The 14,811-nt window shown below is 66.0% G+C and carries 11 protein-coding genes; 3 read left to right on the top strand and 8 right to left on the bottom strand.

Annotated elements, in window-relative coordinates:
* The first annotated feature begins 37 nt into the window (after positions 1-37).
* The gene (locus tag FHY04_RS04370) at positions 38-880 is read left to right on the top strand and encodes a response regulator (RefSeq protein WP_183935544.1); all 843 of its coding nucleotides are present in this window, start codon (positions 38-40) and stop codon (positions 878-880) included.
* A gap of 162 nt (positions 881-1,042) precedes the next feature.
* Positions 1,043-2,893 (top strand): glycoside hydrolase family 15 protein, encoded by a 1,851-nt coding sequence (locus FHY04_RS04365; RefSeq protein WP_183935543.1) that lies wholly within the window; start codon positions 1,043-1,045, stop codon positions 2,891-2,893.
* Positions 2,894-2,948: 55 nt separating this feature from the next.
* On the opposite strand, the gene FHY04_RS04360 is transcribed toward FHY04_RS04365, so the two are convergent.
* Both FHY04_RS04360 and FHY04_RS04355 read right to left on the bottom strand, forming a co-directional pair.
* Positions 2,949-3,185: a hypothetical protein gene (locus FHY04_RS04360; protein WP_183935542.1), complete on the bottom strand. Its 237-nt coding sequence runs from the start codon at positions 3,183-3,185 to the stop codon at positions 2,949-2,951.
* A gap of 86 nt (positions 3,186-3,271) precedes the next feature.
* A complete protein-coding gene (locus FHY04_RS04355) occupies positions 3,272-3,580 on the bottom strand; it encodes a hypothetical protein (protein ID WP_183935541.1) in 309 nt (102 codons plus the stop codon).
* Between the two features lie 214 nt (positions 3,581-3,794).
* Between FHY04_RS04355 and FHY04_RS04350 the strand changes: the two genes are divergently transcribed.
* Positions 3,795-4,286 carry a nucleoside deaminase gene (locus FHY04_RS04350; protein ID WP_166748017.1) on the top strand — a complete coding sequence of 164 codons (492 nt, stop codon included), beginning with the start codon at positions 3,795-3,797 and terminating at the stop codon, positions 4,284-4,286.
* Positions 4,287-4,322: 36 nt separating this feature from the next.
* Here the strand turns inward: FHY04_RS04350 and FHY04_RS04345 are convergent, their stop codons facing one another.
* From FHY04_RS04345 to FHY04_RS04320, 6 genes are all read right to left on the bottom strand, one after another.
* Complete coding sequence (locus FHY04_RS04345; protein ID WP_183935832.1) at positions 4,323-5,825, bottom strand: tryptophan halogenase family protein; 1,503 nt, start codon at positions 5,823-5,825, stop codon at positions 4,323-4,325.
* Positions 5,826-5,836: 11 nt separating this feature from the next.
* Positions 5,837-6,868 (bottom strand): cupin-like domain-containing protein, encoded by a 1,032-nt coding sequence (locus FHY04_RS04340; protein ID WP_183935540.1) that lies wholly within the window; start codon positions 6,866-6,868, stop codon positions 5,837-5,839.
* A 5-nt stretch (positions 6,869-6,873) separates the two neighbouring features.
* The gene (locus FHY04_RS04335; protein ID WP_183935539.1) at positions 6,874-7,593 is read right to left on the bottom strand and encodes a SapC family protein; all 720 of its coding nucleotides are present in this window, start codon (positions 7,591-7,593) and stop codon (positions 6,874-6,876) included.
* A gap of 137 nt (positions 7,594-7,730) precedes the next feature.
* Positions 7,731-10,841 (bottom strand): TonB-dependent receptor, encoded by a 3,111-nt coding sequence (locus FHY04_RS04330; protein ID WP_260171319.1) that lies wholly within the window; start codon positions 10,839-10,841, stop codon positions 7,731-7,733.
* A 428-nt stretch (positions 10,842-11,269) separates the two neighbouring features.
* On the bottom strand, positions 11,270-12,550 hold the full coding sequence (locus FHY04_RS04325) for an SGNH/GDSL hydrolase family protein (protein ID WP_183935537.1): 1,281 nt from the start codon (positions 12,548-12,550) through the stop codon (positions 11,270-11,272).
* Between the two features lie 20 nt (positions 12,551-12,570).
* On the bottom strand, positions 12,571-14,715 hold the full coding sequence (locus FHY04_RS04320) for an alpha-glucuronidase family glycosyl hydrolase (protein WP_409349148.1): 2,145 nt from the start codon (positions 14,713-14,715) through the stop codon (positions 12,571-12,573).
* Positions 14,716-14,811: the final 96 nt, after the last annotated feature.

The raw sequence follows: 14,811 nt of genomic DNA, 5'->3' as shown, positions 1-14,811 counted from the left end.
ACATATGCCGGAAAGAACTGACCTGCAGGCGAGGCGCATGATTTTGACCAACAGCGTTTCCGTCGCCGTGCCCGGCCCTGATCTCAATGCCGGCACGCGAGGGGCGGATGACAGCGCGCGGATCGTCATCGTCGACGACGATCCCGGGCTGCGAGAGTTGCTGACGGGGTTTCTGGTCGATCACGGCCTGCGCGCCGAAGCCGTGGCGAGCGGCGCCGCGTTGCGGACCCGGCTCGCGCACCGTCCCTGCGATCTCGTCGTGCTCGACATGATGATGCCCGGCGAGGACGGGCTGTCGGTGCTGCGCGCGCTGACCCAGACCCAGGATCCGCCGCGCGTGATCATGTTCTCCGCGCTGTCGAGCGAGATCGACCGGGTTGTCGCGCTCGAGCTGGGCGCGGACGATTATGTCACCAAGCCGTCGAGCCCGCGCGAAATTCTCGCGCGGATCCGGTCGGTGCTGCGGCGGCAACGCGCGCAACTGGCCGCGGGCACGTCACCCGATCCTGCCGACCCCGCGCCGACCGAGCGACTCGTTGGCGCCGCAAGTCCTGTGCAGAGCCACGATCTGGTCGGCTTTGCGGGCTGGGCGCTGAACTGCCGGATGCGGACGCTGACCGCCCCCGACGGCACCAATGTCCGGCTGACCGACGGCGAGTTCCAGATGCTCCACCTGTTCGTCGCGCAACCGCAGACGATCCATTCGCGCGACGATATGATCGCGACGCTGGGGCGCAGCGACGGTCCGGCGAAGGGGCGCACGATCGACGTCAATATCAGCCGGCTGCGGCGCAAGGTGCAGCGGCACGACCGCACCGAACTGATCCGGACGGTACGCGGCAACGGCTATATCTTCATGCCGGACGTGTCCCCGCTCTGAGCGGCGGGCGGACCCGGTCGGCGCGTTGCAGGCTGCTGCCAGGAAAATAGTGTTGGGGCGGGATATTGGCGCACGCCGCGACGTTCATGTCCGACCACGGCTTCCCCAGCGTCGAATACCCGGCCTGGTGGGGGGCAGAGACGCGATCGGACAGACACTTCCATGGCCAAGACCCTTGCCGCATTGGCCAGCGACGTGCTGCGCGCCACCACCCGACCCGCGCGCGACGACGTATGCGAGGGGGTGCGTGAGGACGGCTATCTGCGGCTGGAGGATTATGGCGCGCTCGGCGACGGGCGGTCGGTCGCGCTGTCGGGTGCGGACGGATCGATCGACTGGTGGTGCGTGCCCAATCTCGATTCTCAGCCGCTGTTCGACCGGCTGCTCGATCCGGAGGAGGGGGGACGGTTCAGCATCACCCCGACCGAGCCGTTCACCGTCGAGCGCCGCTATCTGCCCGGCAGCAACGTGCTCGAGACGCTCTTCATCACGGACAGCGGCCGCGCGCGACTGACCGAGTCGATGAACAGCGGTACGGCGGGCCGGTTGCCCTGGACCGAACTCGCACGCCGGATCGACGGGCTCGACGGTGCCGTCCGGTTCAGAATCGAGATGCGCCCGGGGCGCAGAGCCAGCGGGGCGAGCCCCTATCAATCGAAGATCGGCGAATATCCGGTCTTCCATGTCGACCGTGTGCTGGGGCTGTTCCTGCACAGCGACGGCGTCGTCGTGAAGCGCGCTGACGAGGCGGTGACGGGCGTGCTGACGGTCGCGCAGGGGCAGCGAGAGGTCGTCGCGATCGTTGCGGGTGAGGACGAGCCGCTGGTCGTGCCGACGATCGCCGACATCGACGAGCGGATCGATATCTCCGACGCGGAATGGCGGCAATGGTCGCACCGGATCGACTATGACGGCGAACGGCGCCCCGCGTTCATCCGCAGCGTCCTTGCGCTGAAGCTGCTGCTCTATTCACCGACCGGTGCGATCGCAGCCGCCGCGACCACCTCGGTTCCCGAAGGGATCGGCGGCAAGAAGAATTACGACTATCGCTACGCCTGGATCCGCGACGCCGGCTATACGATCAAGGCGTTTCTCGCGGCGGGTGCGCAGATGGAGGCCAAGGCGGCGTTCACCTGGCTGTTGAAGCGACTGGGCGAACACGGCCCGCGCGTCTGCTATACGCTCGACGGCGCGCTGGTCCCCGATCTGAGCGAAATCGACGTGCCGGGATATCGGCGGTCGAAACCCGTGCAGGTCGGCAACACCGCGACCGACCAGAACCAGCACGGCGTCTATGGCGACATATTCGAGACCGCCGCCCGCTTCGTCAGTTGCGGCAATATCCTCGATGCGTCGAGCGCCGAGCTGCTGTCGCATCTCGCGGACCGGTGCGCGGACGCGTGGCGGCAGAAGGATGCCGGCATCTGGGAGCTCGAGGAGTCGCAGCATTACACCATGTCGAAGATCAGCTGCTGGCAGGCGCTGGCGCGCGCGGTCGAACTGGCGGACCAGGGGCAGTTGCCGACCACGTGCCGCGATCGCTGGTCGCGCGAACGCGACCGGATCGCGCAGTGGATCGAGGATGAATGCTGGTCCGAGACCAAGCAGGCGTTCGTCTTCTACCCTGGCAGCGACAAGCTCGACGCGTCGCTCGCGCTGGCGGTGCGGTTCGGCTTCGACGGGCGCGAGCGGCTGGAAAAGACGCTCGACGCGATCGACCGCGAACTGGGGGCAGGGCCCTATCACTATCGATACAGCGACGTGTGGGCCGAAGAGGGGTGTTTCCTGGCGTGCACCTTCTGGATGATCGAGGCTCGTGCGCTGCTTGGCCAGCGTGATCGGGCGGAGGCTGCGCTTGCGGGCATTTCCGAGGCGCTCGATCGCGGCGTCGGGATCATGACGGAAATGGCCGATCCGAAGACGGGCATGTTTCTCGGCAACCTGCCGCAGGGTCTGTCGCACCTTGCGCACGTCATGGCGCTCGACGTGCTCGGCGGACAGGACGCCTGCTAGAAAAGCGGGCGGCGGGGCGTTTCGCCGCCCCGCCGTCAGCCTGTCGCCGGACTATTCAGCCCTCGTCGACGCCCTGTTTGCGCGCGCCGGTGATCATGCGCGCGGCGATCTGCCGAACACCGGCGTCGTCCTTGGTCTCGTCGGTCGCCGGGTCGCCGAGATGGTCGAGGCTGGCTTCCATGAAGTCGAGCAGCCCAGGGTGCTGCGCCTCGACATATTCCATCAGTTTGAACAGCAGATGTTCGGACGCAATCTCGCGCTGGCGGGCCATGATGGCGGTGGTATCGGTCATGTCGGATTCCATGGTGTCGGGGAGGGGGTAAAGACGGTCGCAGGGGCGGGGCGGACACCGTGTCGTCCGCCCCGCCCTCACGGCGTTTAGCGCTCCGCCACCTCGCTGGCGTCGAACTCGGCGAATGCGGCCTTGATGTCGCTGGCGCGCGCGGCGTCCGCGATATCGACCGAAACGATGATCTTGCCCTCGAGCGCGGCGTCGGCGCGCGACGCGGGCGTGGGATCATCGCCTGCAGTGTCGGCGCCGGCTCGCTCGTCGCCAGCGCTGTTGTCCGCGCCGTCGGTCGTGATGAAGATGTCGGTCCGCTCGACATTCATCTCCTGGACGAGACGTTCCACCGTCATCTCGGCTTCGCGGCGCGTGTCGAACTTGGCTTTGAGAGTGGTCGGCATCAATGGCTCCTCGGGATGCGAAAGGTCCTGCAAGACGGGCTATCGGCCGTCCTGCAACGCGTGATGACAACGCGCATCGCCGGATTTCGCCCAGCCGTTTCGAAGAATTTGACCCGGCGGCAAAGGTCGATCGCCGATTTAGGGCTCCCTCTGCCGAACCAGGCGAACAAGACCTGCTTCCGTGCGTTACACGGTGATTCCGGGAGGTGACGCCATGATGCAGGATGATGAACGCTGGATGCGCGAGGCGATCGCGATCGCCCGGTCGAAGGGATCGGATCCGTCGACCTCACCACTGGGCTGCGTGATCGTGCTCGACGGCAAGATGATCGCGGGCGAACGCAACCAGACGCACGAGCTTCCCGATGCGACCGCGCATGCCGAAATGATGGCGATCCGGCGCGCCTGCGAGGATACGGGCGAGCTCGAATTGCGCGGGGCGACGCTCTACTCGACGCTGCAACCCTGCGGGATGTGCACGATGGCGTCGATCTGGTCGAAGGTCGGGCGCGTCGTCTATGGCGCCGGCCGCGACGACGTGCATCCGATGTATTTCGAGGCGAAGCACGTCGACACGCTCGCCTTCATCCACGACGCCTATCGCGACGATATCGTCATCGAAGGTGGGTGTCTTAAGGCCGAATGCGCCGTGCTCTATTATGGCCCTGACGCGGAGTTGCCGACCGACGAACAGGCCAACCTCTGAGCTGAGGCGGCGCGTCGGGTCAGGATTTGTTCAGGCTCATGCCGCCACTCCGGGCGCGTCCTGGGCGCAGTAGCGATCGACGAACGCCTGGTGCGCGGGCAGCCGATCGACCTGTTGTGCGATCCCCGCCTTCAGCTCCGCGAGTGACGATCCGAGCCGTTCGGGCGGCATCATCCGCGCGAGGCGATGCCAGTCGCGCGGCTCGAGCCGCTGGCCCAGCATGACCTGGGTCCAGGAACTGACGCGGAACAGGTCGTCCGGCGACTGATAGGCCTGCGCTGCGTCGGCGAACAGCGCGATGCGCTCCGCCAGTGTGTCGGGGATCGGCATTGCGGCACAGGCCTTCCAGAACGGTTCGCTGCGCTGGTTCAAATGATAGTGGAGGATGACGAAATCGCGCACGCCTTCGATCTCGCGCCGCGTTTGCGCGTTGAACTGCGCGACGACCACAGGGCTGATCCCGTCGAAGGGGAAGGCGCGGAGCAGCCGCGTCAGCGCGGTCATGACGAGATGGATGCTGGTCGATTCGAGCGGTTCGACGAACCCGCCGGCGAGGCTTAACGCGATGCAATTGCCCTCCCATGCGCGCAGGCGGCGCCCGGTCGTGAAGCGCAACAGGCGCGGGTCGGTCAGCGGTTGGCCCTGGACGGACGCCAGCAGACGGTCCCGGGCCGCGTCATCGGAGAGGTACTCGCTCGAATAGACGATGCCGTTGCCGACGCGGTGCTGCAGCGGGATCCGCCATTGCCAGCCGGCATCGTGCGCGATCGCTCGGGTATAAGGCCGGGCGGGCTCGACCGATGACGTCTGCACCGCGAGCGCCCGGTTGGCGGGCAGCCAGTGGCTCCAGTCTTCATAGCCGACACCGAGCGCATCGCCGATCAGCAGCCCGCGAAACCCGCTGCAGTCGAGAAACAGATCGCCTGCGACACGCGATCCGTTGGCAAGGATGACCGCATCGATATGGCCGGTCTCCGCCGAGCGATCGATCCCGGCGATCCGTCCCTCGATCCGGGTCAGCCCCGCGGTCTCGCAGCGCTCGCGCAGGAAGCGGGCATAGCGGCCCGCGTCGAAATGATAGGCATAGTTAAGCTGCGGACCCTGCTGACCGATGGTGAAGCGGCGCGCCTCTGCGGCCTGGAGTTCGAGGCAATAGTCGCCAAAGTCGCCGGCCAGACCGTTGGCGCGGGCTTCGAGCCAGAAATGCTGGAAGTCGCCCATCCAGGTGGACCGCCCGACATCGCCGAACGAATGGACATAGCGATCGTCCGGGCGGGCCCAGCCCTCGAACGCGATGCCGAGTTTGAATGTAGCGCCGGTGGCGGCCATGAACGCGCGCTCGTCGAGGCCGAGCAGTGCGTGAAAGGCCTGAACCGTGGGGATGGTCGCTTCGCCGACGCCGACGGTGCCGATTTCATCCGACTCGATGAGCGTGACGTCGACCAGCGCGCCGAGTTGTCGCGTCAGCAGCGCCGCGGCGAGCCAGCCGGCGGTGCCGCCGCCGGCGATGATCACACGGGTTTTCGGCGGGGTATCCATCGCATATCCCTTCATCGATTGAGCCGTTGCAACAGCGTGGCGCGCAGCCTTCGCGCGGCCATCGCATCCAGCGGTGCGAGTGCGCCCCGGGCGTCTGCCGGCAGATGCGCGCCGGCGCGCGCCGCATCGCCGAAGACATAATAGTCGAACAACGCCTGCCACCCGCGCTTCTCATGCTCGGGCCGGTCGCGCAGGCTGAGCAGGCCGTGCAGCAACGTGTTCTGCGGCGTGTCCATGAAGCGCGGCGTCGGGTTCCACCAATAGTTGATCATCGCGTTGAACGGATCGAGCGCCTCGACCTGATGCCACCACAAGGCCGGGTAGATGAGCGCGTCGCCGGGCTCCATCTCCGCGACTTCGGCCACCGCCAGCGCATCGGCAAAGCCGGGATGGCGGGCGAGGTCGGGGGCGTCGAAATCGACCATCGAGACGACCTGGCCCGCGGGCGTCGGTTCGAGCGGCCCGGGATAAAGGTTGGCGACCTGATCGGGCGGGAAGAGCGTAAAGCGCCGCCGCCCGACCAACGTAACCGCGATGTTGTTCGACATGTCGTGATGCGCCGACGCGGTCGTCCGGTTGCCGATCCAGATACTGACCAACGGTGGATGCGCGATGAGGTCGGGGTCGCCGAAGGGGAGCACCGCCTGGTCCCGGAGACCGGGGAGATACTGATCGATGTCGGTCGAGCCGATATAAATGCTGGGCGCGGCGGCATCGTCGATGCTGGCGAGAAGCTGGTCGAGATAGGCGGACAGCGATCCGCGCTCGCGGGTGAAGTTGAGCGCGGTGCAGTCGGCCGTGTATCCGAAGCGGCCGCCGATCGTGGCATCGCCAATATAGGCCGTCACCGGCTGGCCGCCATCGAACCGCTTGAGCCAGGCGACCGCGGCCGCGGGGCCCTGACGCGCCGCGGCGACGAGCGGCACGTCGCGCGCGAGCCCCCGCAGGATCGTCGGGCGGCCCTCCGCGATCAGATCGGCGACGGGCAGGGTCCGCGCGTCCGCCCCTTCGATCACGCGTGTCCGGCGGGTGATGGCGGGCACCAGGGTCAACCGACTGCCGCGAGCCGCTGTTGCTTGTGTGCAATCAGCTGCTGAATATTGCCGAGCGATGACGCGGCAAGAATGGCGAGCCGCAGGATACCCGAGCGGTGCAATTGTTCGAGCGGCGGGCCGCTGAGCGCCGCGAGCTGCTCGAGGTCGACGACGAGCACGTCAGGTACGGTGTAGCGGCGCTCGTCGCTGACATCGATGGTGAGCGTGACCGGCGCGAGCAGGCCGGTTTCGTCGAGCGCGGCATAGGCGGCGGGCGCGGATTCCATCCCCTCGTACAGCAGCCGCAATACACCGGTGACATGATCGAGATAGGGCGTGTTGCCGCCATGCTCGAGGAACAGCGGCAGGCCCGCCGGGTCACCGACGCGCGGATCGTCGAGATCGACCTGCAGCATCGCCTCGCCGACATCGTCCGGTGCGGACCGGGTCATGCCGATCGAGAAGGGACCGCGCCGGTGGCTGGCGGGGACGTAGCGGCTGGTCCAGCGGTCATCGGTCAGAAAGAGATTCTCGTCGCTGTCGAGCCCGAGCAGCGCATAGGCCTGAAGCCCCTCGTCGCGGCGGCGGAACACGATTGCGAATTCGCGTTGCAGTTCCTCGAATTCGGCGGGGAAGACCAGCGCCTGATTGGCCGCGTCATTGAATGCGGCACCGGCGCGCGGGCTGACGCGCAGGTCGGCATGATCGATATTATTGATCTGTACGGGGTTCATCCGCTCCGGTCCCTTTTTGTCCGGGTCTATCAGCCAGGCGGCGACGGACAACAGGAAAAGGCCGCGGCACGGTGCTGCGGCCCTTCCAATGTCCGATGCGGTGGCCGGCGCGCGCCGAGGCGCACGCCGGCCTGTGCTCAGAAGCGGTAGCGCGCGCCCAGATAGAAGCGCGGCTTCAGTTCCTGCACATAGACCAGATTGGTCTCGGTGCGGGCATATTGGCGGAACGGCTCGCTCGTCAGATTGACCGCCTCGAGCGAGATCGAGAAGCTCTGCGCGATGTCGTAGCTGATGCTCGCGTCGAGCGTCCCGAAGGCTGCGGTGAAGAGCGGGTTGCGGTTGCCGCCTTGGTTGGTGCCCGACAGATATTTGTCGCGCCAGTTGTACGAGACACGCGCCGAAAGCCCGTTCTTGTCATAGATGCCGGTCAGGTTCGCGCTGTCGCCGAGGCCGGTCAGTGCGAAGATGTTGACGTTGGGATCGGCATAGGGATCGACGTTCACGTCGCCATTGACCTTGGTGTACGACATCGCAAAGCCGAAGCCGGTCTGACCGAAGAAGTTGGTCCAGGCGACTTCGAACCCGTGGATGTTGCCCTCGCGGTTGTTGACCGGGCCGCTAATCGCGAACTCGAACAGGGGATCGTTGGGATCGGCAACGATATCGACCGCATTGGCCAGATCGACGACGAACTGCGTCCTCAGGCCACCCGTCGCGGGATCGATATTGTTCTGGAACGCGGCGGATGCGGCCGCCTGGTTGCCGTTATTCTGCGTCAGCAACGCGGTGTAGGAGAACAGGTTGATGTCGCTGAGCGGCAGCCCGTTGGCCTGGAGATAGGCCAGCGCGGTACCCGAGCGCGAACCGGCAGCGCCCGAACCCGGGTCACGCAGTCCGAACAGATTGCCGCTGGTGACCTGGTTGCCGATGAAGTTGCGGACGTCCTTGTTGAAGAAGCCGACCGACACGAAGCTCGTTGGCTTGTAATACCATTCAAGCGACACGTCGAAATTGTCCGAGACCAGCGGTAACAGCGCCGGATCCTGGCGCGTTGCGCCCGCAGGGGCTGCGCCGAGCGCGGTCGGGCGGTTCGGTGCCCCGGCGCTGACGGAGGCGAACAGATTGCCATAGTCGGGACGGGCGAGCGTGCGGCTGAACGAGGCGCGCGCCATGACGTTGTCGATCGGTTCGATGTTGAAATCGAGCGATGGCAACAGATTGTCGTAGCTCGCTTTGACCGTGACGGCGCCGCTGGGCGGCCCGCCATCGACCGCGAAGTCATTGTCCTGCGACCAGCGAATGCCGCTCGGCACCGACTGGATACCGATCGACTTGACCCGCGTCTTTTCATAGCGGGCGCCGATCAGCGCATTGGCGCGACGTCCGCCAAGTTCGCCTGCCCAAGTGATCTGGCCATAGGCCGCCCAGGTCTTCTCACCGACGGTATCGTCCGAGGACGGGCTCGGCGAAACTGCGTTGCCGCGACCGGCATAATAAGGCTCGAAAACGTTGAGCAGATCGACCGCGTTGGCGCGGAAGGCGACCAGTGACGAGCCTGTCGACTTCGGATCATATTTGTCGAACTTGCAGGTCAGGCAGAAGGTGTCGACGAGATCGCCGGCGAGTTCCGCGACGCGGCCGGTATCCGTGATGCCCCAGTCGCCGAGCGTCTGGATCGTGTTGACCGTGGTCGAGCGCATGTTCGCGTCGATATAGTTGCCGCCGACGTTGAACTTGCTGCCCCCGCCCAGGTCCCAGGCGACGTCGCCGCCGAATTGGTTGATCCGGGCTTCCTGGGTCGACGTGATCTTCCGCGCGACCTGGCTGCCCAGATCCGCGATGTCGAGCGTGTTGTTGCAGTTGCCGCCGCGACCACCGTTGGTTGCGGTGCAGTCGTTGATCGTCTCGGACTGCTGCGGGAAGCCGGTGGTGAAATCAACCTTGTGCGAGGAGCGTACCGGCGCACCGATCGAGATCGTCGTCGCCGAGGTTCCGTTCGCGTTGTCCGGATTGGTCTTCGACTTGGCGTGGTTGGCGTCGAGCGTCAGCCGCAGATTGTCGGTGAAGTCCCACTTCACATTGCCACCGACCGAATAGAGCTCGGTCTTGGTCGCGAACCGCTGCTGCTCGTAACCCTTGTCCGCCTGGATCGACTCGGCGAGGATCACCGCGCTCTGCATCTGCTTGTTGTCGTCGAAGGTGACTTCGGTGAACGGACGCTGGAACCAGTTGGTCTGCTCGCTGCGCTCTTCGCTCAGCTTGTTCCGGGCATACATGCCGTCGATCGAGATTTCGAAGCGGTCGGACGGCTTGAACTGGATGTTGGCCTGGCCGTTCAGACGCTCGCGGCGGTTCTCGGAGAACTGGTACCGGCTGTCGTTCGGTATCTGGACATATTCGGTCGTCGGGCGATTGGTGATCACCGTCGTCGGCCGGATATAGGCGCCCGCCGTGTTGAGGAAATCGGCCAGCGGCACGATGTTCCAGTAATTGGGATTGGATTGAACCGACGCGGAATTGCGCAGCTGATAGCTGCCGAACACGTTGACGCCGAAGGTTTCGTTCGGGTTCTTGTAGTTGATCAGCCCGGACAGTTCCGGCGTGACCTTGCTGGGATCGCTCTCGGCCTTCTCGACCGAGGTATCATAAAGTCCCTTCGCACCGATCGACCCCGAAAGGCCGCTCTCCTCAGCCGACAGCGGTCGGCGGGTGACGACGTTGATCGCCGCGCCGATGCCGCCCGACGGGATGTTGGCGCGGCCGGTCTTGTAGACCTCGAGCGTGGCGACACCCTCGGATGCGAGGTTCTGGAAATCGAACGAACGACCTGTACCGGTCGCAAACGCGTTGCCGGTGCTCGTGTCGATGCTGGTCGCCGGAAGCTGGCGGCCGTTCAGGGTGACGAGGTTGAAGCCGCCGCTGAAGCCGCGGACGGCAACCTGCGAGCCTTCGCCGTTGGCGCGGCTGATCGACACGCCGGTGACGCGCTGCAGCGATTCCGCAAGGTTGGTGTCGGGGAACTTGCCGATATCCTCGGCCGAGATGGCGTCAACGACGCCTGCCGAATTGCGCTTGATGTCGATAGCGCGACCAAGGCTGGCGCGGATGCCAGTGATGACGATCTCGTCCCCGGGGGCCGATTGCGGATCCTGGCTCGCGGTCTGCCCTGCGTCCTGCACGGTGGATGTCGCCGGAAGCGCTGGCTGCGCGGCAGTCGCAGGCGACCCTGTCCCGGTGCCTGGCGCCATTTGCGCGAAGGCCTGTGCCGGATTCAGCAGGCAAACGGCAACTGTGGCAATTGAACTCGAACGCACGAGTGCATTGAGTATGGACGAACCCCTCATCATTCTCTCCCCCTTTGCGGCATCACCGCAGCCCTTTCGAAACCGCTCTTATTGGCGGTGTGTGATAGGGCTACCATGGGCACGAATACTGTCAACGGTAATCTGTATTCTGTGTCGCGTATTTTAGACACAGTGGCAGTAAAGCCATAGCCGATAAAATAACTTAAATATGATTATTTAATACTTGAGACATGGAGAGACCTGCCCCGTCATTGGAAAGGGGGGCAGGGCCTGTTCGGGCAGGTTCGGACCAACCGCAGGAACGGGCGAATTGGTTGCCCGGTCCGGCGGCAAAGGCGGGGACCGGCGCGACTGTCAGGCCGGGCGCGTGCTCAGCGCTGCGGCGTGGTGAACAGCGCGAGCGGTACCGCGGCACCCATCACCCGATAGCCCGCTTCGGACGGGTGAAGATGATCGCCTGAGTCGAATGCCGGCGCGAGGCGGTCGGGACGGCGCGGATCGCGCATCACCCGGTCGAAGTCGATCACCGCATCGAACACGCCCGAGCTGCGGATGAAGGCGTTGACCGCCTGGCGATCGGCCTCGAGCGCGGCGTCCGGGTGATAATAGTCATTGCCCCCGAACGGCATCACCGTGCCGCCGATGATCCTGATACCGTGCGCATGCGCGCGGTCGGCCAGCTGGCGGAAGCCGGCGGTCAGCTGCGCAACGAGCGCCGCATGGTCTTCGGGCGCTGCCGGAGCGTCGCGCGTCAAGACGCCGAGATCGTTCACCCCTTCGAGCAGGATCACCCAGCCGACGTCGCTGCGCGCGATCACATCGCGATCGAACCGGGCAACAAGGTTGGGACCGAGCCCGTCGAGCAATATCCGGTTGCCGCCGATGCCGGCATTGACGACGCCGAGCGCGCGTGTCGCCGGCGCCGCGCGCAGCCGCTCGGCGAGGATGTCGGGCCAGCGGGTGTTGCGTTCCGGGGCGACGCCATAGCCGTCGGTGATCGAATCGCCGATCGTGACGATCGTCGACGGGCGTGTCGCACCGGTGACCTGGGCGACGCGGGGCCCCGCCACCTCGACATCGGCGAGCGCATACCAGTGTGGCGTCGCGGTCGCGCCTGCGAGAAGCGGGTCGGCGACGTGATTGCCCGCGATCGTGAAGCTGGTGGCCCGCGCACCGGGATGCCCGGTCTGTGGCGTGGCGGGATCGGGCAGATAGAGGCTGACGGCGAGGTCGGCCCCGGGTGCGAGCGCGAGCGCGACCGGATCCGAATAGATCTCCCCACCCGCCGGGATGACCGCGGTCTCCTGTCCGGCAAAGCGCAGTGTCGTGCCGCCCGCGATACGCGCGGTGCCGAGTGCGATCGGCCGGGCAATATGCGCTGCGCCGATCCTGAGCGGCTGCGTGCCGAACGCGTTGGACAGCCGCACGCGGACCTGTGTGCCGCCAGCGGATAGACGGACGACCTGTCGGAGCGTGATCGCGCCGGCCCGATCGGCCGGCAGCGCATTGTCGCCGGTCGCGATCATCTGCGCAGAGCCCCAGCTCCCGGTCCACCGCTCAGTCGGCGCGGCGCGCTGGGCATCCGCGCCGGTCGCGAGCAATGCTGCCAACAACCACGCCGTCGGCCTGGCGACCGAAGATCCTACCGTCATCGCTTTCTCCATAAGGCCGCTCACTGCGGGTTGCCCGGGGCAAAGGCGGGGTGCTGCGCCTTGTACCAGTCGAGGTCGTGCGCGGGCGCAGCGGCGCCGGCCGGCAGCGACCGGCCGTTCACCGACATCCAATAGGCGAGGCTGGCATCGCGCCACCACCGCGCCTCGCGCTCCTGGATCCCCAGATAGGTCGCGGTCTTGGCCCAGCGTTCGGCATCGACCTGGCCGCGCAGTCCGTCCCAGCGCTGGCGCATGTCCGCGACATAGCCGACGCCGCGGTCATAATCATGGACCATCTCGGCCCAGAGGCTGCGTCCCGATGCCATCGGCCGGTCCCATGACACGTGATGGAACCACAGCAGGTCACGCTCCGGCGTCGTTGCGGGATCGGCGAGACTGCGGGCAAGCTCTGGGGCATATTGCGCGACGGCGTTGCTGCCGGTGCGCGTCCGGTCGAAGCCGATTCCGGCCTTGTCCGCGCGGTGATAATAGACCGGATTCCATTCCGGACGCTTCAGGTCGGCGACCCACGGGCCGGGCCCGTAATGATGGCCCGTCGCCATGACGTGCGCGAGCCCGAGCGGGGTCATATAGTCGACCACCGCTTCGCGCGAGCCCATCATCATGTCCGTCACCGGTGCGACGATCGCGGGGTTCGGCCCGAAGGTCATCGCCGCCCATTCGCGCGCAACCGGCTGTGCACCGATCGTCGGATCCCAGGCCATCCGCCCGAACGCGAACCAGTTCGCCTGATTGAACGTCGATCCGCCCCAGTCGCGGTCGCGGCCGATATTAGCAACTCCCGCCATGCCGGTCAGCGCGTGGCGATTGACGCCGCCCTCGACGATTTCAGCGACCGTCGCGCGCTTGCCGCCGGCGAAGGTCTCGCTGCCAAGCGTCTCGGCGAAGAGCGGCCCGAGATAGGCGAGGTGCGTCGCAAAGCCGAGATATTCCTTCGTGATCTGAAACTCGAGCATCAGCGGTGTCCTGGGCATTGCCCCGAACAGCGGATGGAACGGCTCGCGCGGCTGAAAGTCGATCGCGCCGTTCTTGACCTGGACGATGACGTTGGCGGCAAACTTGCCGTCGAGCGGCTTGAACTCGGTATAGGCCTGTTTCGCGCGGTCGTCAGGATCGGTGTCGGCATAGACGAACGCCCGCCACATCACGATGCCGCCATGCGGTGCGACCGCGGCTGCGAGCATGTTCGCGCCGTCCGCATGGCTGCGGTGGTAATCGCGCGGCCCCGGCTGCCCCTCGCTATTGGCCTTGACGAGAAAGCCGCCGAAATCGGGAATCGCGCGGTAGATCTCGTCGCTCTTCGCCTTCCACCAGGCCGCGACCTGGGGGTCGAGCGGGTCTGCCGTCTTCAGCTTGCCAAGCTCGATCGGCGCCGAGAATCGGGCCGACAGATAGACCTTGATGCCATAGGGGCGGAAGACATCGGCGAGCGCGGCGGCCTTGGCGATATAGCTGGCGGACAGGCTGTCGGGCTTGGCGTTGACGTTGTTGAGGACGGTGCCGTTGATGCCGATCGACGCATTGGCGCGCGCATAGTCGGTGTAGCGGGGATCCTTGAAGTCGGGGAGCGTCCACCAGTCCCAGAGCGACTGGCCCGCATAGCCGCGCTCGACCACGCCATCGAGATTGTCCCAGTGGTTCAGCACGCGCAGCTTGACCCGCGGTGTCGAGGCGAGCGCGATCCGGTCGAGCCGCCCGCCGGTCTGGATGTGGCGCAGCAGCGCGAAGCTGCCGTAGAGCACGCCGCGATCGGTACGCCCCGTCACCAGCGTGACGTCGCGGCCGCCAAAACGCACCTGCCGCACGATATAGCCTTCGTCGCCAAGGTCTTTCAGCGGCAGGCCGAGCCGGCCGACGTCAGCGTCTGCCGAGGTCGCCAGCAGGATCGGATGCGGGCTCGGACCCATGGCAAGAGCGTGGCCGGTCAGCCCCGCGAGACCGCGGCGAAGCTCGTCCGCGGCGGCGCGCAACGTTGCCGACTGGCCGCGCACTTCGACCGATTCGGCGTCCCGACCGAGCGCCGTCGCCGCCTCTTTCGCCAAAGGGCGGTAACGCATCCAGAGGTCGTAGCCGTCCTCTGCCTGCGCCCCGGTCGTACTTGCCATCGCAACCGCGACCGCCACGCAAAGCCAACGCACTCGCATCATTCTTTCCTCTCCCGGCACAGCCTCCCGCATTGACAACGGGTCTGCTTGTCGAACATGTTATCGCTATCACGATGACGGCATCGACAGCAATGC

It is taken from the genome of Sphingomonas sp. BK481, from assembly GCF_014194875.1.
Classification (GTDB): Bacteria; Pseudomonadota; Alphaproteobacteria; order Sphingomonadales; family Sphingomonadaceae; genus Sphingomonas; species Sphingomonas aerolata.
Note: the sequence above shows the minus strand (reverse complement) of the source record. Positions and strands in the feature narration are given on the sequence as shown.